Genomic DNA, 24998 nt, shown 5'->3' with positions numbered 1-24998 from the left:
CGCTGTTAGTATTATGTACATCACACGGCCGCACGTCAAGGGGTACTTCTTGGAACTGACAGCAAACACTCCCCAGCAGCTGCGCCACACCAACATGAGTGCCGTTCTTTCTGTCATGAGACGATCCGGCGCGCTGACGGGAACGGATCTGATCGAGGCCACGGGTCTGGCCAGGGCAACGGTGATTGCCGTGTGTGATGACTTGATTGGCGCCGGGTGGGTTCACGAACTCCCCTCCCAGCGAACGGCGATCCAAAAGGGCCGGCCGGCGCGGGTATTTGAGTTTGACGCCCGGGCTGGAGTGGTGGTTGGCCTGGACTTCGGTGTTGCCAAAACGACGGCACTAGTGGCCGATCTGCGCGGCAAGATCCTGGCCAAGGCCACGGAGAGCCTGGGGGAGTTCACGGCACCCGACTCCGAACGGCTGGCCAGCATCGATGCGGCCATCCAAACTGCTCTAGCCGCTGCAGGCGTCACCCCTGATGCTGTTCTGGTTGCGGGACTGGGAATCGCCGCGCCGGTGGACCGCAAGGGCAACATATCCCACAGCCAGCCCTTCTGGGAGAACTTTGACATCGGCATCCAGGAAACTCTGCGCGACCGCTACGGCTGGCCGGTCCTGCTAGCCAACGATGCCAACCTGGCCGCCATGGCTGAGCGCTGGATGGGTGCGGGGGCCGGCGTAGATGACCTGGCCGTGATGCTGGCCGGTGAACGCATCGGCTTCGGTTTGATGGAATCCGGGCGCCTGCTTCACGGCGCCTCCGGGCGGACCGGGGAAGTGGGACTGCTGCACTTGGTGGAAGGCGTGGGCACCCCCGAGGGCATCGCCCTGCTGGCACGCGAAATGGCGGTTGAGGCGTGCAAAAAGGGCGCCCCGCAAACGCTCCTCACATCGCTGACAACGGGCACGGACACGAGCACGGCTGCTGGCCCGGAAGACGCGTCAATCGATGGCGATGCAGTCGGCGGCGACGGCGGGATCAGCGCCGAGGCCGTGTTCGACGCCGCAGCCCGGGGCGATAAGGTGGCCGGGCACATTCTCGATACCATTGCCCGCCGCATGGCACGGGTCATCGCCTTGATCGCCACCTTCAACGACCCCGAACTGGTGGTGATCGGGGGAGCTGTGGCAGCGTCGTCGGCCGTGATGCTGCCGACCCTGCAACAGGAGCTGGCTAAGTTCATGCCCAATCCTCCCCGGGTGGCCGTCTCCACGCTCGGGGACGCCATTGTCACCCTAGGTGCCGTGCGACTGGCTCTCGATTATGTGGAGCGCAATGCCCTGGATCTGGTGCCCGGGAGCTGATGGGGACTACCGGATCTTAGCGGTGGACGGCGGCCCAATATCAGTTACTCAATCGTGTGGAGGAATCCGCTAGGATGGCTGCAGTGGTCCAACGGTCTTGGCCACGGATAGTTCGCACCCGAATCACCTCCGGATTCGGATGATTTGAAAGTTTCCCATGGCACTGCTTGATCTCTTCACCCGGTCCACCCGCAAAAAGCAGTTGTTCACGGCAACTGGTGCAGTGGTTTTGTCGGCGGCGGTGGTGACAGGAGCCATCGTGTACCCGGGATTCGCCACAGCCGATGTGGACCTCAACGACGGCAGTGTCTGGGTCACCAACCGGGCAGACGGACTGGTGGGTCACCTCAATGACCAATCGAAGATCCTCGACGGCGGCTTCACCGCGACCACCACCAACTTCGACGTGGTCCAAAACGCCGGCAACGTCTTCATGGGAAACGACGGCGGCACCCTCCTGAACCCGGTGGACATCCCCATGATGGCCATGTCCGCGGAAACCACTTTGGGTGGCGGCAAGCAGGTTTCGCAGGGCGCCGCTATCGTGGCGATCACCGATTCGGGCGCCGGCAAGGTGTGGGCTCTGGGCAATCTGGAGGTGCCCGGCTTCAATGACAAGGCCACGGCACCCATTCTCACGGGCCTGCAGGGCGCCGTCTCCGTGACCGCCCCGAATGACACCATCTTTACGGTGGAGACCGCCTCCGGTGACTTGATCACCACCGTGGTGAACGACGCCGGTAAAGTCGCCTCCCAGGAACGTCTCAAGGTTGAGGGTCTGGCTGGCTTGAAAGACGTACAGCTGGGCGTGGCTGGCGGCAAGCCCGTCGCCTTTTCGCCCGAGGCGGGGAAACTGTTCCTGCCCGGGGGCAAGAGCGTCACCGTCCCCAACGCCCAAGGCGCGCTGCTGGCCCAGCCATCGGACGACGCCAATTTTGTGGCCCTCGAGACCTCCTCCGCCCTCATCCGACAACCCCTCGACGGATCTTCGGCGAAGGTACTTCAACTAGGTACCAACGGGAAGCCTGTGGCCCCGGTGGTACAGGGCGACTGCGTCCATGCGGCATGGTCGGGGGCCAACAAATATGTGCGGGCGTGCGGTGACAGTGGTGAGCTCATTGACATCCCCCACGCGAGTGGGACCTCCCAGTTCGTCTTTCGCAAGAACCGCAACGTGGTGGTGCTCAACGACATCAACACCGGCAATGTGTGGCTGGTCAACCAAAACATGCTGCTGGTGAACAACTGGGACGATTTGAAAACGGACCTGAAGAAGGCCGACAACGCGGACAAGGACTCCGCGGATCCCAACGTAGTCAGCACCCTCCCGGACAGGACCAAACCCAACCGGCCACCGGAAGCAACCGCCGATTCATTCGGCGTGCGCGCAGGCAAGACAACCATTTTGCCCGTGCTGTTCAACGACTCCGACCCCGACGGCGACGTGCTTACGGCCGAGCCGCCCGCCGTCGACCCCTCAGTGGGTACCGTGCAGTCCATCTATGGCGGCACCGGCTTGCAGGTCAACGTCCCGGACGGTCAGGGTGGCTCCGGGCAGTTCGGCTACATTGCCAATGACGGCCGTGGCGGCACCGCCCGTGCGGAGGTCAATGTGCGCGTGGTGCCGCCGAGTGAGAACTCGCCCCCGGAATCCTTGCGCGATTCAACCATGGTGGTGGAGCAGGGCCAGACCATGAGTCAGAACGTGCTCTCCGACTGGATAGACCCCGACGGCGACGATATCTTTTTGACCGATGCCGTTTCCGACGACAAATCGGCCGTCATCAAGACCAGCCCCAACGGTGAACTCAAGTACACGGACGACGGCGAGAACGCTGGCCTGAAAACCATGACCATCACCGTTTCCGATGGCCAGGCCACCACCGAACACCAGATCAAGGTCAACGTCAAGATTGGCGGCACAGTTCCACCGGTGGCCAACGCCGACTTCTTCCGGGCAGTGGTGGGGCAGCCCATTGTGCTGTCCCCGCTGAAAAATGATCAAGACCCGGCCGGTGGCGCGCTCCGACTGGCCAGCGTCTCCAAGCCTGTCAATGCCACCGTGTCCAAGATCGCGGACAATGGCACCGTGACGTTCACGGCCACGACGCCGGGCCCCGTCTACCTCGACTACCAGGTCACCAATGGACCCATGAGCGCCACGGGTTTGATCCGCGTTGACGTGGATCCGGCCGACACCGCCGGGCTGCCGGTGGCAGTGAAGGACCTTGCCATGCTCCCAGCCGGCGGCTCCGTCCTGGTCGACGTGTTGGGCAATGACTCGGACCCGGCCAACGGCGTCCTGGTGATCCAATCGGTGGACGTCCCGGCTGGGGCGCCCATCGCCGCCACCATCATCGACCGCAGCATCGTCAAACTCACCGACGTGCGCGGCATCAACGGCCCCATGAGCGTCAAATACACCATCTCCAACGGTGCCGGCAGCGCTGTCGGTGAAATCTCCGTCATCAGGATCCCTGCGCCGGACAAATTGCTGCCTCCTCGGGTGGAGGCCGACACCGCAGTGGTTCGGGTGGGTGACGTTGTCAGTATCCCCGTCCTGGCCAATGACACTGACCCGAACGGCGAGGTGCTCAAGTCCCCGGTGGTGGTGGAGGCCGGCAACCCCGACGATGGCAAGCTCTTTGCCGACCAAAACCAGCTCCGCTTCATCGCCGGGCAGACGCCCAAGAAAGTGACCGGGACATACAAGGTCGCTAATAGCTCGGGGCAATCGAGCGCGGCACAAGTGGACATCACCATTGTTGCCGCCGACCCCGAACACAACCTGCCACCGGCGCCCAAAAACCTGACCGGGCGGGTTATCGCCGGGGAACAGGTGAAGATCCCCGTAACGCTCAATGGCATTGACCCCGAAGGGGACTCCGTAGAGCTGGTGGGCATTGACGCAGCACCCAAACTCGGCACGGCCGAAACCGGCAACGGCTACATTTTCTACACGGCTGGCGGCAGTTCCGCCGGCACCGATACCTTCACCTACAGGGTCCGGGACAGGCTCGGCGCCGAGGCAATTGCCCGCGTGGATGTGGGTGTGGCACCGCCCCTGGCCATGAACCACCCGCCTGTCACCGAGGATGACTACATCACCATCCGGCCGGGCCGCAAAGTTGCCCTTGACGTGGTGCTCAATGACTCAGACCCCGACGGCGGAGCGCTGGGCCTGGTGAAGGACGGCTTCAAGGGCCCCGAAGAAATGGCACCGGCCATCTCTCCCAAGGGCATGGCGCTGGTGACCTCACCGGCGGAATCCGGCATTGCCACCATGATGTACACCGTGGCGGACAAGTTTGGGGCCACCGCCACCGGCAACATTCGCATGACTGTCACCCCCGATGCCCCGTTGAAGGCACCCATTGCCCGCGACGACCGGGTCACGGTCAAGCAGATGCTGGGCAAGAACACCGTAGATGTGCCGGTCCTTGACAACGACGCGGACCCCGACGGCGTGAGCGAGGCCCTGGACGTCAGCGTAGAGTCCGCCCCGGGCCTGCCCTCCACCAGCGCCTCCGTCACCTCCTCCGGCGCGGTGCGGGTGGCCCTGGAAGCTACCGAGCAGATGATCCCGTACACCATCACCGACCAGGACGGACTTAAAGCGACGGCCATCATTTGGGTCCCGGGATTGGGCAAGCAGTACCCGGTACTGAGCAAGAACGACGTCATCCGGGTCACCGCCGGCAAGAGCGCCACCATGAAGCTCTCCGAATACGTACAGGTCCGGGAAGGACGGAAGCCGCGCCTCACCGAGGCTTCCAAGATCTCGCTCCTGGGCGCCTCCAATGAGAACGTGATTGTTGGCGACGGGGCAGGGATCAACTATGCGGCGGACATCAAGTTCTATGGCCCCGGCTCCATCACCTTTGAGGTCACCGACGGAACTGGCCCCGACGATCCGGACGGCCTGAAATCGACGCTGACCGTCATGACGCTCGTGGACCCCGCCGCGTCGGATGCGGCGGACAAGGACGAGAAGAACACCCCTCCCACTTTCACCGGGTCAACCCTTGAGGTGCCGCAGCAAAAGACAGCCACCTTGGACGTGGGCCCGCTGGCCTTCGACGTGGATCCGGGCGACAAGGAGAAGTTCAAGTACTCGCTGGTGGGCGGAGCGCCAGCCGGTTTCAAGGTTGAGCTCAAGGGCACGGTGCTCACCGCCACCCAGAATGACGGCACCAAAGTTGGCACCACAGGCAACGTGCGGGTGCAGGTAACCGACGGGCGCAGCGAGCCGGTGGGGGCCGACGTCGTACTCAAGGCCACCTCCTCTCCCGAGCCGCTGGCCGTAGCCAATGATGACATTGTCCTCGATGCCCATGCCGGCCGTGAGGAGGTCATCAAGGTTTTGCAAAATGATGTGAACCCCTTCTCCGACACGCCCTTGAAGGTGGTGGGAACGTCGATCGAAACGGGCAGCCAAGGCATCACCGTCAGCAACAAAGATGACTCCGTTGCGGTGAATACGGACCCGAACTACAAGGGCACTGTAGTGGTGCGCTACATCGTGGCGGACAAGACCAAGGACGCGGACAGGTACGTCAACGGCCGCATCCGCATCACCGTCAAGGGCAAGCCCGAGACCCCCACTAAACCCCAAATCGTGGAGGAAAAAGACCAGTCGGTCCTGCTCAAGTGGGATCCACCCGCGGACAACGGTGCCCCCATCACCAAGTACACGGTGGAGTGGACAGGCGGGCGGCAGGACTGCGCGGCGAACACGTGCACCATCACGAGCCTGAAGAATGCCCAGGCGTACAAGTTCACCGTTACCGCCACGAACGACGTCGGCACTTCCGCGCCGTCGCCGGCCTCGGTGAGCGCAACCCCTGACCGCATGCCCGATGCCCCTGCGGCGCCACAGACCGTCTTTGGCGATAAAAAGGTGGATCTGACGTGGGTCACGCCCGTGGGTGAATTCTCCGCAGTGACCAAATACAACGTGCAAATTTCCCCCGCCCCGGCAGGCCAGAACGGGCAGAAATCTGCCGTCACGGGAAACACCTTGACATGGACGGGCCTAGCCAACGGTACGGAGTACCAATTCCGCGTCCAGGCCATCAACAATGCCCCGAACCCCTCCGAGTGGGGCAAGTACTCTGCCTCGGTCATTCCGGCCGGCCTGCCCACTGCGCCTGCGGTACCGACGGTGGCCACGCAGCCTGCCGTGGGCGACAACAGCCAGGTCAGCGTCAGCTGGGCGGCGCCGTTTGAGAACGGCGACGCCGTCAGCAAGTACGAGGTGGAGCGCACGGGAGGCGGCCAAGCGGCAACCGTTCAAACCGTTACAAGCACTAGCGCCACCTTCTCGGTGGGCACCTCCACCGAGGGCTACCAATACCGGGTGCGGGCCACCAACAAGGCGGGCACCACAGCGTATGGGCCCCAGTCCGCACCGCAACGTGCTGTGGGCAAGGTCGATGTCATGGCCGCGCCCGGTATCAGCATTGTGGACCAGAACGGCAATGGCGGATTCGTCACGGTGACGTACACCCCGCTGGCCGCCAACCAGCTCCACGGTTACGCTGCTGGCGAGGTGCAGTACTGCGTCAAACTATCCACGGCCGCAGAGGCGTGTGGCGTGCCCTCCGGGGCCAAACTTGCCTCGAGCAATGGCCAAAACGTCTACGCCACCGTACGGGCACAAGCAACAGCCGGAGCCTTGTCCTCGGCGGGGGATGCCTCGGCAGCCTCGGGCACCGTGACACCGTACGGCATTCCCAAGCAAAATGTGGTCACCGGCAGCCGGGCCGGGCAGGGCGATAAAACTGTCCGGTGGACGTGGAGTGCGGCAAACAGCAACGGCAGCGCCGTCACCCGGTACGAAAGCAGTCTCAACGGTGCGGGGTGGGCGGACCGTGGCATGGCCACCAGCTTCTCGACGCCTACCGGAGGGTACGGTGAAGCCGCAACCCTCAGCGTACGGGCCTGCAACGTGGGCGGCTGCGGTCCGGCGTCTGGAGCCGCGACGTCCTGGGCCGGCGCTGAGCCACCGCCACCTGTCACGCAATGGAATCTGACCAACAACACCGGGGACGACTCCTGCATGGATTCCGCAAGTGGAACCAACTGGACCGGGAGCTCCTGCAATGGCGGGCACTGGCTTAATCGCGGACAAACGATGACCACGCGGTGCTACATCAACCGCGGCGGCTCCAAGCCCGGACCGTGGTACCTGCAAATCAGCGGCCCGAACGCCAGCAACACTGGCTTGTATGCCCGCTGGGACGCCTTTAGCGACGATCAGCGAGCCCAGCCGATCCCACCGTGCTGAGTGCCTTGTTAGCGCCGGTGAGTGCGCAGATACTGTGACTTTATGGCTGGGAAGTCACAGTATCTGCGCACTCACCGGCGGCTGACCGCCGAAATATCCGAGCCCAGTTGCCCCTAACTAGGGAGTAACGCCAATTAGTGGATAAACTAACTCGGGGTTGGGGGACCTGGAACAGATTCGCCGTATGGCAGATCTGCAGTGTCGAGTAAGGGTAGTTCATGTCGTTTCAGTCGTTGTCCGCCAAGACTTTCCGCAACAAAAAAGTCCTTGGCGCCAGTGGCATGCTGGTGGCCGTTGCGACCGTGGTGGCCGGTGCCGTGATCTACCCAGGGTTCGCCACAGCCGACGTCGACCTCAACGACGGCAGCGTCTGGGTCACCAACCGCAGCATGCACATGGTGGCCCACCTCAACGCCGAATCCAAGGTCCTGGACGGCGGATTCGCCGCAACCACAGATAATTTCAACGTCCTGCAAAATACTGGCAACGTTTTCATGGACAACGACGGCGGCACCCTCCTGAATCAGGTGGACGTCCCCGCCATGTCGCTGAGCCAGGACACGGTCCTGGGCGGCTCCAAGCAAATCTCCCTCGGCACCCTCGTGGCGTCCCTGGCTGACCCGGCCTCCGGGAAATTGTGGGTGGCCTCCAACAAGAGCCTGAATTCATTTGGGGACAAGACCACCAAACCAACCCTCACCGACATGCCCAACGCCAAGGCCGTCGTGGTACTCAAAGACGGCGACGCCGGTGCCAGTACAGTTTTTGCACTCAATCCCAAGGCCGGCGAACTGACCACACTCACCGTGGACTCTGAAGGCAAAACGCTGGAATCCTCGGTGGCGAAAATTGATGGGCTGCCGGATTCTGCCAAGCTGGAACTGACCGCCGTGGGAGATAAGGCCGTGGTGTTGGACCCCGACGCCGGCACCCTGTACCTGCCCGGCAACAAGAAGGTCCAGGTAGCCGACGGGAAGGGCGCTCGCGTACAGCACGCCAGTGCCTCCGGCGACTCGGTAGCGGTGGAAACCACCAAGGGTCTGCTGGTGCAGCCGCTCAATGGCGGGCAGGGTGTGACCACCGCCTTGAAAGTGGCCGGCCAGCCCATTGCCCCCGTGCAGCAAAGCGGCTGCGTACATGCGGCGTGGCAGGGAGTGAATGAATACCTGTTCTACTGTGCTGGCCAAAAAAACGAGCCGCGTGCCATCCCGAAGGCCGGGGCCAGCTCAGCCCTGGTCTTTAGGCAGAACCGGGACGTTGTGGTCCTCAACGACATGGCCGGTGGGGACGTGTGGCTGGTCAACAACAACCTCATGCTCGTCAACAACTGGGATGACCTGACCACCGATCAGCAAAAAGCGGACAATGCCGAGAAGGACTCCGCGGACCCCAACGTGGTGAACACGCTGCCGGACCGGAGCAAGCCGAACCGGCCGCCGGAACCTGCCCCCGACTCCTTTGGCGTTCGTGCCGGCGCCACCACCATCCTGCCCGTGCTGTACAACGACTCCGACCCTGACGGAGATGTCCTGACCGTCCGTGACGTCGGCGACAAACTGCAATCGGGGGAGCTGCAAACCATCTACGGTGGCACCGGCCTGCAACTGGCGGTCCCTGCCGGCGCTGCGCCGGGCAGTGAGAGCTTCAGTTACACCGCCGACGACGGCCGCGGCGGCACCGCCCCGGCCGCCGTCTCGATCCGGGTGGTCCCCGAGAGTGAAAACACCGGACCGATCTCCATGCGCCCCACCTCCATGGTGGTGGTACAAGGCCAGACGATCAGCCAAAACGTGCTCGCGGACATGATCGACCCCGACGGCGACAACATCTTCCTGGTCGGCGCCAAGGCGGGGGATGACACCGCCGAGGTGAAGTTCACCCCGGACGGCGAGCTGAGCTACGTGGATAACGGCCAGAGCGCCGGCCCCAAAACCGTCACCATCTCGGTCTCGGACACGCGCGCCATCACGGAAAAGCAGATTTCGGTCACGGTTAAGCCCTCCGGCGCCGTCCCACCGGTGGCCAACGCCGACTACGTGCGCGTGGTGGCCGGCCGCACCGCCGTGGTGGCACCCCTAAAGAATGACCAGGACCCCGGCGGTGGCGAACTGCGCCTGGCCAGTGTGGACAAGCCCACCACGGGTACCAGTTCACCGATTGCCGACAACGGCACCTTCACGTTCACCTCCGCCACCCCCGGGGCCGTGTACCTGAACTACCAGGTGACCAACGGGCCGCAGAGCTCCACCGGACTGATCCGCATTGACGTGGTGGCCCCCGACGATTCCCTGGCACCCATTGCCGTAAAGGACACCGCCATGCTGCCCACCGGCGGCACCACCTTGGTGGATGTTTTGGGCAACGACACCGACCCCGCCGGCGGCATTCTGGTGGTCCGGTCGGTGGAGGTCCCCGACGACTCTGGCATCTCCGTGACAGTCCTTGACCATAAGGTTGTCAAGATCACCGATGTGCGCAGTACCGGCCGGCCCGCAACGGTGAAATACACCATCTCCAACGGCCGTGCCACCGCGGTGGGCACCATTGCCGTGGTGCAGATCCCGGCACCGTCCACACTCCAGCCGCCCGTCGCCAAGGAAGACACCGCCACCGTGCGCGTGGGCGATGTGGTGCGCATCCCCGTGCTGGCGAACGATTCCGATCCCAACGGCGACGTCCTCAAGGACCCCGAAATCACCCAGGCCCCCGATGCGCAGAGCGGCAAACTGTGGGTGGACCAAAACTCGTTGCGGTTCCTGGCGGGAGACACCCCCGGCAGCTATTCGGCCATTTACAAGATCACCAACACCTCCGGCCAGTCCGACTCCGCCTCCGTGACCATCAATGTGGTGGCGCAAGACCCCGAACGGAACCTGCCACCGGCACCCCTGAACGTGGAGGGCCGCGTCATTGCCGGCTCCGCCACACGCATCCAGATCCCCTTGGACGGGATCGACCCCGACGGAGACTCCGTCCAGTTGGTGGGGATCGACACCGCCCCCACCCTGGGCACCGCAATCGTGGGCAATGGTTTCATCAACTACACGGCCGCCGGAAATTCGGCAGGCACCGACTCCTTTACCTACAAGGTGAAAGACCGCCTGGGCGCCGAGGGCGTGGGGCAGGTCCAGGTGGGCATCGCGCCCACGGAAGATAACAACCACCCGCCCAAGGCGCAGGACGACTACATCACCATCAGGCCCGGGCGTCAGGTTGCCCTGGACGTTCTGCTCAACGACGCAGACCCCGACGGCGACATCCTGGCCGTGCGCAAGGACGGCTTCGACGGGCCAGAGGAGATGAAGCCCTCCGTCACCGAGCAGGGCCGCGTCCTGGTGACGTCACCGGCAGCGATCGGAGTTGTGACCATGAGCTACACGGTGGCCGACCCGTCCGGCGCAACCGCCAAGGCCAACATTCGCATGACTGTCACCCCAGACGCCCCCTTGCGTGCGCCGATCGCCCGCGATGACTCCGTCTCGGTTCAAGAAGCCCTGGGAAAGAACACCGTTGACGTTCCCGTGCTCAAGAACGACGAGGATCCCGACGGTGTGGCAGAAAACCTGAAGGTCACCTTGACCCGTCCCACGGAGACGGCCAGTGTTGGAGCGGACGGCACCGTGCGCGTCAATCTGCTCCCCGAACCGCAAATGATCCCCTACACAGTGACGGATCAGGACAAGCTCACGGCCACCGCCATCATCTGGCTGCCCGGCACAGGGTCGCAGTACCCGGTGCTGAAAAAAACTGACACCATCAAGCTCCAGGCAGGCAGTTCGGCCACTCTGGATCTGAAGGACTATGTCAAGGTCCGTGACGGTCGCACCCCGCGCCTGACGCAGGCTGACAAGATCAAGCTGATTGGTGCGGCGTCGGAAAATTCGGTGACAGCCAATGGTGACGGCATCGTCTACGCCGCCAAGCCCGATTTTTACGGCCCAGGTTCCATCACCTTTGAGGTAACCGACGGCACCGGGCCTGACGATCCCGACGGTCTGAAATCCACCCTCACGGTCATGACCGAGGTGACACCGTCGCCAGCCAAGAACCTGCCGCCGGTGGTCACAGGTACCCAGCTTGAGGTGGCCCAGCTGGAGTCGGCCAGCCTGGATCTGTCCAAGCTGGCAAGCGACCCCGAGAACGACAAACTCTCCTTCAAGCTGACTGGGGACAAGCCGGCGAACATCACGGCGACCCTGAACGGGTCCGCGTTGAAGGTGGAAGCCGCCAAGGATGCCAAGTTGGGCTCCACCGGCAACCTGGACTTTGAGGTCACCGACGGCAAGAGTGATCCCGTCAAGGCCACTGTGACCCTGCGCGTCATGTCCTCCACCAAGCCCCTGGCGGTTGCCAATGAGGACGCGGTTCCCGACGCCCACGCGGGCCGGCAGGAAAGCGTGGATGTTCTGGCCAACGACACCAACCCGTTCCCCGACACGCCCCTGAAACTGGTGGACGTGAAGCTGATTACCGGTGCCAGCGGCACGGTAGTGGAGAAAACCTCCAACAAGGTCAATGTCACCGCACCGGAGAATTTCACCGGCAACGTGGTGGTGGGCTACACCATCGAGGACAAGACCGGGGACAAGAATCGTTGGGTTGACGGCAAGATCACCCTGAACGTCAAGGGCAAGCCGGCAATCCCTGCGGCGCCACGCGTGCAGGAGGTCAAAAGCAAGCAGGTCATGCTGCAGTGGACCACCCCCGTGGACAACGGTTCTCCCTTGACCGGATACACCGTCATGAAGAGCGACGGCGGCACCCAGGAATGCGCCACCAACACGTGCTTGATCACCGGGCTGAGTAACGCAAAGCCGTACACCTTCACGGTCAAGGCCACCAATGCCGTGGGAAGTTCCGAATACTCCAAGGCGTCGGCGCCGGCAACCCCCGACGCCTCGCCAGACACTCCCGCAGCCCCCGTGGTGAAGCGCGGCGACTTGACCCTGGACATCAGCTGGGTAACACCCGTGGGTGAATACTCTGCCGTGAAAACGTACAACGTGGAGATCTCTCCGGCCCCGGCTGGTCAAAACCCGCAAAAGACCGGCGTGAGTGGAAACTCGATGACCTGGAAGGGTCTCACCAACGGCACCGACTACAAATTCCGGGTCCAGGCCGTCAACAGTGCCCCGGATCCCTCGGCGTGGAGCACTTACTCGTTGGCCGGCAAACCAGCAGGCAAGCCCTTCACCCCGGCGGCCCCTGTCCTGAAAGTCCTGAACACCTTGGGCTCGGCCAACCAGGTACAGCTCGATTGGGTGCAACCGGATCTCAACGGCGGCATCCTGAAAAACTACACGGTGACCAAGTACCTGGATGGGGTCAGCCAGGGAGTCACCACCACCACCCAACCCACTGCAGTGATGTCGCTGCCTAACGGCACGGGCAACTACACCTTTGCCGTGGCAGTGTCCACAGAAGTGAACATTTCGGACCTCAGCCCGAAATCTAACGCCCGCCGCTCCGTCAGTGCGCCCGGGCCTGTCACAGGACTGAGTATCGCACCCACCAATACGGGGGCAGCCGGGGGACAGGTTATCGTGAACTTCAACCCTCCCAGTGGAGCCGCGATGGGCGGTTCGACGGCCGGTGAGCTGAAGTACACGGCCACTGTTTCCAGCAACGGATCGACTACGGCTATCACGCCCGGCATGGCGCTGGCAGCTCCGAACGGCGCTGGCACCACCGTCACCATCGAGGTGTCCTCCAGCGCCACTGGCGAGAAGAGCGGCAAGGTTACCTCGGGGTCCGCTACGCCCTTCGGTGCACCGGGGACGGCAGGCCTCAGTGGGGGCGACGGTGCGCAGGACAGCCAAGTGGTTTCCTACTCCTGGAGTTACCCTGGCGGGGCAACGGATACCGTCAGTGTCCAGGTGCAGGTCGACGGTGGCGCATGGTCCGCCAAGGCCAGCAATGGCAGTGCCAGCTACAACACCGGGGCATTCAACAGGACTGTCACCATCAATGCCCGGACTGTCAACTCAGTGGGTACTTTCGGGCCTGTGCGGACGGTGACACAAAAGAGCGGGGCTCAAACGCCACCGAAGCCCACTTCCTGGACTGTTCAGGCATCGCCGGTTCAAAGTTGCCTGGATATTGCTACTGGTAACGGCAATCACTTCTTCCCCGGCAATCCAGCCACGTGCACCTCCCAATGGCTGAACACAAACGTTCCTGTCCAAGTGAACTGCTATAGGAATTGGGGAGGCCAACCCTGGTACCACATCATCACCCCGGGGTATGAGCAGTGGAACCACATCCAAGTGGCCAGCACCAACAGGCCGAGTACAAGTGGCATACCGCAGTGCTAACACTTGCCCGGGCCTACCCGGATGCCCTTAATAACCATTAACGCCAATTACTGGATAAACTATTTCAGGTTTCGAGCGTGCTTGAAAAATGTATGACGAATGAAAGAGGAAGCACTATGTCCATGACACCCGAACAGGCCACATGGTTTGCAGGAACATTTGAAAAGCTGGTGGCCAATGTTGGGCAGGCAGTCTTGGGCAAGTCGCATGTGGTGAGCCTGACGCTGGCCTCCATGCTGGCTGAGGGACACGTCCTGTTTGAGGACGCCCCGGGCACTGGCAAGACCATGCTGGCCAGGGCGCTCTCGGCCACGGTGAAGGGTTCGCATTCGCGCATCCAATTCACACCGGATCTGCTGCCCTCGGATGTCACAGGTGTCACCATTTACGATCAAAAGACACAGGTCTTTGAATTCCATAAGGGACCCATCTTTGCCACCATCGTGTTGGCCGATGAAATCAACCGCGCCTCCCCGAAAACACAGTCGGCACTTCTGGAGGTTATGGAAGAGTCCCGGGTGACGGTGGATGGCACCACGTATGAGACGGGCCGCCCGTTTATGGTGCTGGCCACCCAGAACCCGATCGAGCAGGCAGGCACCTACCGTCTGCCCGAGGCCCAGCTTGACCGCTTCCTCATCAAGACCTCCATTGGCTACCCCGACCACGCCTCCACCGTGCAGTTGCTCTCCGGATCCAGCCAGCGCGACCGCACCTCCACCCTGCAGGCCATCATCACCCCGGCGGCAGTGGCGGAAATGGCCGACCTTGCCGCCACGACCCACACCGATGCGGCAGTCCTGGAATATGTTTCCCGCCTGTGTGAAGAGACCCGCAATGCGCCGGAAACCCGCCTGGGTGTCTCCGTCCGTGGCGCCATCGCCATGGTCCGGCTCGCCAAGGTTTGGGCAGCAGCCAAGGGCCGCAACTATGTACTGCCGGATGACATCAAGGAACTGGCACCCTACGTGTGGACGCACCGCTTCGTCATGGACCCGGAGGCCGAATTTGCCGGAGCCACCCCCGAGGTTGTCCTCGGGCGCGTCCTGGCCGAGGTTGCCGCGCCTCAGCAGCGCGCCACCGCTTAATGCCGAGCAGCCCCCAAAAGCACACTTTTTCACGCACCGCCCAAAGGAATACATGAGCAACAAACCCAGCGCAGGAAAGGTCATGGCCCTCCTGGCCAGGCCTTTCCACCGTGACGGTGCCCCCACGCGCCTGCACCCCACCTCATTGTGGGCAGAGGCGGCCAAAGTGGTGGAGCTCTATGTGGCTCCCGTGTGGGAGAAGGTCGCAGCCTGGCTGTCCCGCTTCGTTCGCCCCGTTCTGGCCACTGTCGGTGCGCTGGGTGCAGTGGTGATGGGCGCCGTCGTGGTTCTGTGGATTGTGGGTGCCGCTTTCGGCTGGCAGGAAGCAAAGGTTGCCGCATTGCTTGGCACCTTGCTCTTACTGATGGCCGTCGCCTTTGTTGTGGGCAAGTCGATGTACGCCGTCACACTGGATCTGGCCCGCACCCGTGTGGCCGTGGGCGATAACGCGGTGGGCAGTATTGCCGTCACCAACACCGCACCCCGGGCTGTGCTGCCGTCGGCGCTGGAACTACCGGTGGGGGCCGCCACGGCGCTCTTCCACCTGCCGCGGATGAAACCGGGCGAAGTTCATGAGGACCTTTTCACCATCCCCACCACCCGCCGCGCCGTGATCACGGTGGGGCCGGTGCGTTCAGTACGTGCCGATCCACTGAATCTGCTGCGCCGCCAGGTGCTGTGGACCGATCCCACCGACCTGTACGTTCACCCGCGCACCACCGGACTGGATGGCCCGGCTGCTGGATTCCTGAAGGACCTGGAGGGACTGCCCACCACCGAACTCTCCAGCGCTGACGTTTCCTTTCATGCCTTGCGCGACTACGTGCCTGGCGATGATCGCCGCCACATCCACTGGAAGACCACCGCCCGCACGGGCAAGCTGATGGTGCGCCAGTTTGAGGAAACCCGCCGGGCGCACATGGCCGTGGCTCTTTCGATCAACACCGATGAGTATGAGCGCGAGGACGACTTCGAGCTGGCCATCTCCGCGGCAGCATCGCTGGGCCGGCAGGCCATCAAGGAAGCCCGTGAACTTAGTGTGGTCACCCAGCGTGGACCCATCCGCTGCGAAACCGGCAAGAACATGCTCGATGACATGACCCGGCTTGCCGGTAACACCCGCCGCGGAAACGCCGTGGATCTGGCCCGCACGCTCTCCGATGTGGTGCCGAATGCCTCCGTGGTGTTCTTTGTGGTGGGCTCCAAAGTGACCCCGTCGCAGTTGCGCAGCGCTGCAGCTTCTGTTCCCCCGGGCGTGCGTTCCTTTGCCATCCGTTGCTTTTCCGGCGCGCAGTCAGCCCGGGCCAATATTGCCGATCTGACCGTGCTCACCCTGGGTGATCTGGGAGATCTGGCAGCAGTACTGAGAAAGGCTGTCGCGTGAGCGCCCGCAGAGACGCGGCCACGCCGCAAGCTAAACAGCAACGCACCCTGGAAACACGCAAGCCCTCGGCGTTTGCCGGTGGCCGCAAGCCGTGGCACTTCGCCGTGGATGCCGGCGTCCTGGCCGTTCTTTTGGGCATCGGTGTCCTGGGGTTCGGCCCCACCTTTGGGCACGACTACCGCTACCTGGTAGCCGGGTTCGGCGCCATCGTCATCGGCCTGGGTGTCGCCGCGGCAGGAGCGCACTGGCGCCTTGGCCTGGTCACCATGGTGGGCCATGCCTTCGCCGTGTACATGCTCTTTGGCAGCGCACTTGCCGCCTCCGGGGAAGCGATAGCGGGCTTCATCCCCACTCTTGACTCGCTGCGCGGGCTGTTGCTGGGCATCATGCTCTCCTGGAAGCAACTGCTGACCCTGGCCCCGCCTGTGGGCACGGGTGTTGAAGTCATGGTGGTGCCCTATCTGTCGGCCTTTGTGGCCGCCGTGGTTGCCGGCACCCTGGTCTGGCGCCTGCGCCGCGCCTACTGGACCATGCTCCCGGTGTTCGCCCTGTTCATCACCGGAATCCTCTTCGGCACCGCCGAAGTGTTCCTGCCCGTGCTGCGCGGCTCCCTGCTGGCGGTGGGCGCCATCGCATGGTTGGCGTACCGGCATGAAATGCAGCGCCGCGAATCCGCAGGCGCCATCTCCGCAAACCGGCCGGTGCAGGACGCCGCCGGTGCCAGGGCAGCGACCCTGCGCAGGATCGGCATGGCGGCCGGCGTGCTTCTGGTGGCTGGGGCCGTGACAGCGGTCGCCGCCCCGGCGTTGACCACCAGTTCCAGCCGTGAAGTTCTGCGTGACACCGTCATCCCACCGCCTGACCTGCACGATCTGCCGTCTCCGCTGACCAAGTTCCGTGACTACGTCAAAAACCAAAAAGACACGGTCCTCTTCGACGTCAAAGGGCTGCCCAAGAACGGCCGCGTCCGCATTGCGGCCCTGGATAACTACGACGGCGTCGTCTTCAACGTTGACCCCAATAGCTCGGCATCCTTTGCCCCCATCGGCGACCCCAAGACACTGAACCAGTCCGGCGGAAGCAAGGGAACCGACGTCGGCGTGGTCATTGACGGCTATACGGGCGTATGGATTCCCACCATGGCGGTGGCGCAAAGCCTTGGCTACCAAAGCGCCAGCGGCCCCACGCCCACGCTGTATCTGAATAAGGATTCGGGCAGCGCACTGAACCTCTCCGGTGTGCTCAAGAATGATTCGTACACCATGGACGTGCAGCTTCCCACAGTTGACCCGAACAAGCTGGCTGGCTCCGACTTTGGTTCCGTGCGCCTGCCCAAGCTGGAAAACGTACCGGCCGTTGTGGCCACCAAGGCCAACGACATTGTGGGCGAGGCCGACACCCCGCTGAAGAAGGTGCAGGCACTGGAAGGCGCTCTGCAGCGCGAAGGCAAATTCAGTAACGGTCTGGAAGGGCAGACACCCAGCAATTCCGGTCACAGCGCCGCCCGCATCACCAAGTTGCTCTCCGGTAAGGAAATGGTGGGCGACGACGAACAGTACGCCACGGCCATGGTCCTGATGGCCCGCCAGCTGGGAATCCCGGCACGCGTCGTGATGGGTTTCTACCTTGATGAAAAGGATCCGGGCAATGGCGCGGAAACGGTGAAGTTCAAGGGCAGCGACGTCCACGCCTGGGTGGAGGTGAACTTTGCCGGACAAGGCTGGGTGCCGTTCAACCCGACTCCGGACAAGGACCACATCCCCAACCCGCCGGAGCCCCAAAACGCTTCCAAGCCCAAGCCGCAGGTTTTGCAGCCGCCGCCCCCGCCGCAGGAAGCCGCGGACCTTCCCCCGGACAGCGCCCCCGACGCCCTGGACACCGACGGGAAAAAGAACAATCAGGCCGGCATCTTCGGCGCCATCTTGATGATTCTGGGTGTCGCAGCGATCCCGATAGTCCTCATCGCCGGGCCTCTGCTGCTGATTGTGCTGCTCAAATCCAGGCGGCGCAAAGGCCGGTTTACCCAGGGCCTGCCCACGGATCGTGTCAGCGGCGGCTGGTCGGAGGTGATGAGCCTGGCCACCGACATGGGTGCCGGGCTGGAGCGCAACGGCACACGTCGGGAAACCGCCTCCGCACTCTTTGAGGCGTTCCCTGCAAGCCAGGGGACGACGGCGGTACTTGCCGAACGGGCCGACGCCGCCATCTTTGGGCCGGGCCAGCCAAGTGAAGAAGACGTCGCCACGTACTGGCAACAAGTGGATCATTCGCTCGCGGACATGAGCGGGTCTGTAGGATTCTGGAAGCGGCAGCGGGCAAAGTTCTCGCCGCGGTCGCTGCTTGTCGATGCCAAGGCACGGGCGCAGCGCGCAGCGCTTGCCCGATCCCGCGGCGCCGCCGAGCCCACAAACGGCCAGGGTGGCACTGCTGACGCCTCACGGTTGGTCCAGATCATCAAGAAGTTCCAAAGGGGTAAAGAGTAAATGGCGCGAAACGTGGAGGATCCCTGCCGTAATTGTGGGGCCGTACTGGCTCCCGGCTCGGCGTTTTGCACGCTGTGCGGGGCCGCTGTGCCCAACCGGTCGGCCGCGCCGGCCCCCGGTACCGTGCCGTTGGGCGCGCCCGGAACCCCTCCGCAGGCCAGCCTGCCCGGCATCATTGAGGTTGGCATCACAGCGCCGGCGCCCCTGGTGCAACCACAATTTGTGGGCACCGATCCACGACTGCTCGCCGGGACCGCACTGGTCCAAGGCGGTGCCGGCAGGCGTCTGGTGGCCTGGCTCATTGACAATGTGTTGCCCTCCATCCTCATTGGTGTGGCAGTTATCGTGGGCCTGATCGTCATGAGCGGGACGACCGGTGGCGGCAACTCGACCCCCGATTTCAGCTGGCTCCTGATACTCACGGGCATCGCCGTGCTGCTCTCACTTGGCTACCGGGTATGGCTGTGGATCTGGGAGGCCCGGGCAGGGAAGACCCCTGGCAACCTCATGCTGGGACTGCGCACTACCAACATGGAGGGCGGGCCAGCCGGGCTGTTGGCCATCTTCCTGCGCACGCTGATCATTGGCCTGGGCTCCATCGTCCCTTATTTGGGCACCCTTCTGATCATCATCTCCAACGCTTGGGACGCCAACGGAAAAAGGCAGGGTTGGCACGACAAGGTGGCTAATACCCTGGTCTTCAACGTCAATGCAGGCCGGAACCCACTGGAGACCGGCGGCATTGCCGGCCGCGAATCCTTTGCACCTGCGCCCATGCCCGCCATCTCCCAGGTCAACTCACCCCTGCCAGGAGCCGCACCTGTGAGTGCGCCCTACGATGGGCCGCCCGCACCACCGCAACAGTTCGCGCCGCCCGTCCAGCCCGTCCAGCCGGTCCAGTCCGTTCAGCCGGTGCAGTCGTTCGCCCCACCGGCAAATCGCTTTGCCCCACCCCTGCAACAAACCTCCACGGTGGACCCCATCACCACCATCCCGCTGTCCACACCGCAGGATGATCCCGGCCAGACCCGGGCGCGTTCGGAGATCGCCGGACCGGGGCTGCGTTTGACCTTCGACGACGGGCGCACCGAAACCCTGGCGACGGTGGCGCTCGTGGGTCGCAATCCCGCCGGATACGATGGGGAGATGATTGAACGCCTTGTATCCGTCCAGGATTCCAGCCGCTCCGTTTCCAAAACCCATCTGCGCTTGCAGGTGGCTCCCGAGGGACTTTGGGTGACGGACCGCAATTCCACCAACGGCAGTGCCATTACTAGCGCGGCGGGCCATAAATCGCCGCTGCCTGGCGGGGTGCCGCAGCTGGCCGAAATTGGTGCCACGGTGCACTTTGGTGACAGGTCCTTTTTGGTGGGTCGCGCGTGAGTCTTGGAGCAGGGGAGGGCGGGGCGCCGATGCACCCATCCGCCGTCGACGCCGGTGAGCGCGCACCGGCCGTCTCGGGACTGCGCCTGAGTGTTGGTTTTGGCACGGACCGTGGGCTCCGGCGCGAGCTCAACGAGGATTCGTTCATTGCCACCGATCCGATCTTTGCCGTGGCCGACGGTATGGGTGGCCACGAGGCGGGGGAGGTGGCCAGCCGGGAGTGCATCAGCGTGCTCGGCAGGCAATCCGTGCTCGCCGCAGGTTCACGTTCTGCCACCGCGGTGGACCTGCAGCAGGCTCTGCGCCAGGCTGACCAACGGATTCGGGACGTTTCCAACGCGCGCGCCGGCACCACCGTCTCCGGTGTGGTTCTCGTGGAGGAACGCGGCGTCCCCTACTGGCTGGTGTTCAATGTGGGCGACTCGCGCACCTACCTCCTGAGCCAGGGCAGTTTCGGCCAGGTCAGTTTCGGCCAGGTCAGTGTTGACCACTCCGAGGTCCAGGAACTTGTCGACGCCGGATTCATCACCGCCGCTGAAGCACTGGTCCACCCACGGCGCCACGTGGTGACACGCGCGCTTGGAACAGGCAGCGACACCGAAGCGGACTTCTGGCTTATCCCCGTCGAAGAAGGCGACAGAATCATGGTCTGCTCCGACGGCCTCACCGGCGAGGTCAGCGACGATCATATCCACCGGGCACTGAGCACCCTGCGCCACCCCCAGGATGCCGTTGATGCTCTCATCCAATCGGCACTGCGCTCCGGCGGTCGCGACAACGTCACCGTGGTGATCGTCGACGCCAGCAATGTCGCGGGCAGTCCCAGCGAGACAACTCGGGGGAGCCATGGCTCCGCAGCCGAGGACACACTTCCGCGCCTTGAGGCGGAGCCGGCGGAACCGGCTGGATCCGTATCCGGGGCGGCACAAACACCGCCGGTGTTCCTGGTGACGGGCGTTCCGCAAGAACTTACGGCTCCGGCCACCAAAGAATCCGTGGAACCGGGCAGCGACAATGCTGCCGGGCAGGCATCTCCCCGCGAGGGGAAACTGGGGGAAGAAAACCATGAATAGCACAACGTACCGCACCGGTTCCTGGCTTTGCATTGCCCGTTCGGGCTCGGTCATCGTGCTGGAAGCTGCCACGGATCCGGCAACAGTCACCGCGCTCTGGGACTACCTTGGTGCCCAGACCCCGACAATCCACGGTGTGCTCAACGCTGTGACCGGGAGGTTCGGTACGGACCTGACAGCCATGCCGCAGTTTGCCATCCTGGTTCAATCGGACCGCCTGCACGTGATTTTGCGTGGCGAAATTTCCCTTGTTGCCAGTACGGCGGACATCGAGGATTTGGTGTCCGGGCGCGATGTAACAACCTGGAGTGAGCGCTCGCTTGTCTTGCCAGACTTCTGGGAGCTGAGCCTTCAGGACGCCGGGACGGCAAGCCAGGACGCACTGCCTGAGGCCCTTCCTTTGGGGGAGGCCGTGGTGCGCCTGCGTGAATTGACTCGTGAAAGTGCTCCAGCTTCACGGGCCGTGCCAGCGTTGCCCCTGGCACCTCCCGCCGCCCAAGACCGCGCCGAGGCTGATCCAGCAGGGCCCCTGACCTTCGAGGCAGTGCACGGGGCCTCCGTGGATGAGCCGCTGGACCTGGACTCGATCTACGACGCCCCGGCAGCGGTAGACGCTGAGGGCGAAGCTCACCATGATGTGGACACGGCCGACGACGACGCCTATGCGGGCTTCGCTCTGGCCGCCGATGCCGAGTGGACCGCCCAGTTGGCCGAGCCCACCGGAAGTCAGCCGGCAATCGAGACCAGCAACGTGCCCGAGGGCGAATCGGATCTTGACCGCACGATTTTCCCGGACCATGGCCAGGACGACGAGCCTGCCTACAGGGCACCGGACGCCGAAGCTGCCCCCTTTGCCGGCTACGATCCGGCCGACGCGGAGCTGCCAGAGGTTGACGGCGGAACCAATGGCGGAGACGACGTCGAAGATGGCACGGACTTTGACACCGACCTTGGCGATTTCTCGTACGCCGAGCCCGACGCGGCCGAACCCGGCGACAGCCTCGACGATTCCGCTCCCGCCGGGGCCCGCGAGCCCGACCTCGACGGATTCACCACCGACTACGACCATCTCTTTGGGGCCACCGAGCTGCGTTCCGTCGAAGACGCGGCCGTCCGATTCGACGACGACGGCCACGAACTCCCCAAGGACGACGCCGGCCTGGTCCCGCCGCCGCCGGCCATGCCCCCCGCGGTAGGAAGCTATGCGCCAAAGCCTGCCGACGAAGATGCTCTCGAGCCAAGCGAACCCGGGGCCAGCGAAGAGCAACCGTGGCAGCCGCCGTCGGGCCTCCTCATTGACTCGGTGCCCTGGGGAAACCACGACACGCCTGCCAGTCATGAGACTCCCAGCGCCGTGACGGACGACGGCGACCCCGACCATGACGGACAGACGATCCTGCGCAGCGACTTGCCGCAGACCCCCGAAGCGGCGTCAGAACAAGATGACCGGCCCTCCACCGGACCCATGGTTTTGGCACGTCTGTGCCCGCAAGGCCATGCCAACCCGCCGAGCCATTCGCTGTGTTCGGAATGCGGCGCCGCAATCAACTCGGAACCGCGCGAAATGAGCCGCCCCCGGCTGGGCCGCATGCATGTCTCAACCGGTGAAGTCCTGGGCCTGGACCATTCCCTCATTATTGGCCGCCAGCCCTCAGTGTCCCGCGTGCTGGGCGGCGTCATGCCCCGTCTGGTCCAGGTACAGAGCGCCAGCGGCGACATTTCCCGCTCCCACGTGGAGGTCCGCCTGGACGGCTGGGATGTGCTGCTGGTCGATTTGAAGGCCACCAACGGAACGGTCTTGATCCGTGAGGGCCAGGCCCCCCGCCGCTTGGGCCAAGGCGAGGAGGCCATTTTGCTCAACGGTGACATCGCTGAACTCGGCGACGGCGTCTCCTTGCTCTTTGAAGGGCTTCCGTGAGCAGCAAACGCCTTCCCGTAGCCCCTCCGGAGATCCCCGGCTACACGTTTATCTCGGTGCTGGGCTCCGGGGGGTTCTCCGACGTTTACCTCTACGACCAGGACCGGCCGCGCCGGAAAGTGGCGGTCAAGGTGCTGCTGGCCGACCTGAAGACCGACGGGGCCCGCCGCCGTTTTGAGTCTGAGGCGAACCTGATGGCCCAGCTCTCAACGCACCCGTACATCGTCACCATCTACCAGGCAGAGGTGACCGACGCCGGGCACTCCTACCTGGCCATGGAGTACTGCTCTCGACCCAGCCTGGACGTGCGATACCGGCGCGCCCGGTTTAGCGTTGACGAGACGCTGAGCGTGGGCATCCAGGTGGCCTCGGCCGTGGAAACCGCCCACCGGGCCGGAATCGCTCACCGAGATATCAAACCCGCCAACATTTTGGTTACCGATTACAACCGCCCCGCGCTGACCGACTTTGGCATCTCTGGCACCATGGATGCCGCACAGGACGACGACGCCGGGATGTCCATCCCGTGGTCGCCGCCAGAATCGTTCACCGCCGGGTCAACCGACGGCGTGAAGGTCGATATTTGGGCACTGGGCGCAACCCTTTACACGCTATTGGCAGGGCATTCGCCGTTCGTTGTCCCGGGTGCGGACAACTCTCAGCGCGAGCTGATCTCACGGATCAACTCTTCCCCGCTGCCCAAGCTGGGCCGCCCCGACGTGCCCGAGGCACTGGAACTGGTGTTGGCCACGGCCATGTCAAAGTCGCCAGCCTCCCGCTACAGCTCGGCGAAGGCCTTCGCCCGGGCATTGATGCGTGTCCAGACGGACCTGAACCTTTCGGTGACCCCGTTCGAGGTCCAGGAAGAAAGAGTCCACGAAGAAGTTGATCCGGACACCCACTATGAGGCCACCCGGGTCCGTAGCGTGGTCTCGATCGATCCCGACTCGCACCCGTCGGCACCCACTTTCCCGTCAATCTTCCGCCAGGCCCCGGCTGCAGGGGCCACGGGTTCGGGGCTGACGCAAAACGGCTCAACACTACCCGGGCAGGGGCCAACCGCCGTGCCCGGGCCGGATGCATTCGCCGACACCGCAGCAGGACCCACACTGCCCGGCGTCTCCACCCCGGTCCAGCCCGCCCAGTGGGCCACCCCCATGCCACGGGCTGTGGCGCCCCCGGAGGCCGAGGCCGTACTGGCCTCCACGGTGCACCGCAGTGACCTTGCCCCACCGCTCAACACGGCTACGGGGCCTGAACTGCGCGTTCCGACGTCCAAAAAACGCCGGTGGCTGGGACTGGGCGCTGGCGCATTGCTGGCGGCCGCCGTCGTGGTGGGAATTGTGGTCTTCGTCAACGGGGGAGCGCCTAAACCGGCCGATCCTGATGTTGCCGGGCCATCCACGCCCCCACCAGCGTTGGTGGTCGGAGCCGACGTTCCGGCAGTCACCGATTTGCAGGGCACAGCCAGCGACGGCGGGGCCATCTGGACGTGGACCAATCCAGCACCCGAAGAGGGCGACAAGTACCTGTGGGCGGCCATCAGCATGGTGGATTCTGGCCAGTTCAAGGCGATCACCGAAGGCCACGTCTTTGTCACCAACAACTCCAATGGCGAGTCGTGTGTATCGGTGAAGTTGGTGCGCAAGAGTGGAAACACCTCGGCAGAAACTAAGAAATGCTTCCCATGACAGACATATCGCGGGGCACAGAAAATTTGCAGTTACCTTGGCGGAAGCCGCCGATGAATGAGAATG

General features: G+C 63.8%; 10 protein-coding genes. All 10 read left to right on the top strand.

The annotated features are described in order from the left end of the window. Nucleotides 1–13: 13 nt before the first annotated feature. Nucleotides 14–1309 (top strand): ROK family protein, encoded by a 1296-nt coding sequence (locus CXQ94_RS18515; protein WP_104092069.1) that lies wholly within the window; start codon nt 14–16, stop codon nt 1307–1309. A 157-nt stretch (nt 1310–1466) separates the two neighbouring features. Beyond that, a complete protein-coding gene (locus tag CXQ94_RS18510) occupies nt 1467–7598 on the top strand; it encodes an Ig-like domain-containing protein (RefSeq protein ID WP_104092068.1) in 6132 nt (2043 codons plus the stop codon). Between the two features lie 218 nt (nt 7599–7816). Next, nucleotides 7817–13912 (top strand): Ig-like domain-containing protein, encoded by a 6096-nt coding sequence (locus tag CXQ94_RS18505; protein WP_104092067.1) that lies wholly within the window; start codon nt 7817–7819, stop codon nt 13910–13912. A gap of 116 nt (nt 13913–14028) precedes the next feature. Next, nucleotides 14029–15000: a MoxR family ATPase gene (locus tag CXQ94_RS18500; RefSeq protein ID WP_104092066.1), complete on the top strand. Its 972-nt coding sequence runs from the start codon at nt 14029–14031 to the stop codon at nt 14998–15000. 52 nt (nt 15001–15052) lie between these two features. Next, nucleotides 15053–16384: a DUF58 domain-containing protein gene (locus CXQ94_RS18495; RefSeq protein WP_104092065.1), complete on the top strand. Its 1332-nt coding sequence runs from the start codon at nt 15053–15055 to the stop codon at nt 16382–16384. After that, on the top strand, nt 16381–18867 hold the full coding sequence (locus CXQ94_RS18490; protein WP_258067222.1) for a transglutaminase domain-containing protein: 2487 nt from the start codon (nt 16381–16383) through the stop codon (nt 18865–18867). Before CXQ94_RS18495 ends, CXQ94_RS18490 begins: the two co-directional genes overlap by 4 nt. Further along, entirely contained in the window at nt 18868–20250 is a 1383-nt protein-coding gene (locus CXQ94_RS18485; protein ID WP_104092064.1) for an RDD family protein, read from the top strand. 29 nt (nt 20251–20279) lie between these two features. Continuing rightward, a complete protein-coding gene (locus tag CXQ94_RS18480) occupies nt 20280–21323 on the top strand; it encodes a PP2C family serine/threonine-protein phosphatase (protein WP_104092063.1) in 1044 nt (347 codons plus the stop codon). Further along, nucleotides 21316–23241: an FHA domain-containing protein gene (locus CXQ94_RS18475; RefSeq protein WP_181034302.1), complete on the top strand. Its 1926-nt coding sequence runs from the start codon at nt 21316–21318 to the stop codon at nt 23239–23241. The genes CXQ94_RS18480 and CXQ94_RS18475 overlap by 8 nt, the downstream gene beginning before the upstream one ends. Further along, nucleotides 23238–24932 carry a serine/threonine-protein kinase gene (locus CXQ94_RS18470; RefSeq protein WP_104092061.1) on the top strand — a complete coding sequence of 565 codons (1695 nt, stop codon included), beginning with the start codon at nt 23238–23240 and terminating at the stop codon, nt 24930–24932. Before CXQ94_RS18475 ends, CXQ94_RS18470 begins: the two co-directional genes overlap by 4 nt. Nucleotides 24933–24998: the final 66 nt, after the last annotated feature.

The organism is Arthrobacter sp. GMC3 (assembly GCF_002929305.1).
Taxonomy (GTDB): domain Bacteria; phylum Actinomycetota; class Actinomycetes; order Actinomycetales; family Micrococcaceae; genus Specibacter.
The sequence above is the reverse complement of the archived record's forward strand: the minus strand, read 5'-3'. Positions and strand labels throughout refer to the sequence as shown.

What these genes read in the sequence shown, in the direction of transcription:
- CXQ94_RS18500 (WP_104092066.1), top strand. Translation starts at nt 14,029, where the DNA reads ATGTCCATGACACCCGAACAGGCCACATGGTTTGCAGGAACATTTGAA.
- CXQ94_RS18510 (WP_104092068.1), top strand. Translation starts at nt 1,467, where the DNA reads ATGGCACTGCTTGATCTCTTCACCCGGTCCACCCGCAAAAAGCAGTTG.
- CXQ94_RS18485 (WP_104092064.1), top strand. Translation starts at nt 18,868, where the DNA reads ATGGCGCGAAACGTGGAGGATCCCTGCCGTAATTGTGGGGCCGTACTG.
- CXQ94_RS18480 (WP_104092063.1), top strand. Translation starts at nt 20,280, where the DNA reads ATGCACCCATCCGCCGTCGACGCCGGTGAGCGCGCACCGGCCGTCTCG.
- CXQ94_RS18495 (WP_104092065.1), top strand. Translation starts at nt 15,053, where the DNA reads ATGAGCAACAAACCCAGCGCAGGAAAGGTCATGGCCCTCCTGGCCAGG.
- CXQ94_RS18515 (WP_104092069.1), top strand. Translation starts at nt 14, where the DNA reads ATGTACATCACACGGCCGCACGTCAAGGGGTACTTCTTGGAACTGACA.
- CXQ94_RS18475 (WP_181034302.1), top strand. Translation starts at nt 21,316, where the DNA reads ATGAATAGCACAACGTACCGCACCGGTTCCTGGCTTTGCATTGCCCGT.
- CXQ94_RS18505 (WP_104092067.1), top strand. Translation starts at nt 7,817, where the DNA reads ATGTCGTTTCAGTCGTTGTCCGCCAAGACTTTCCGCAACAAAAAAGTC.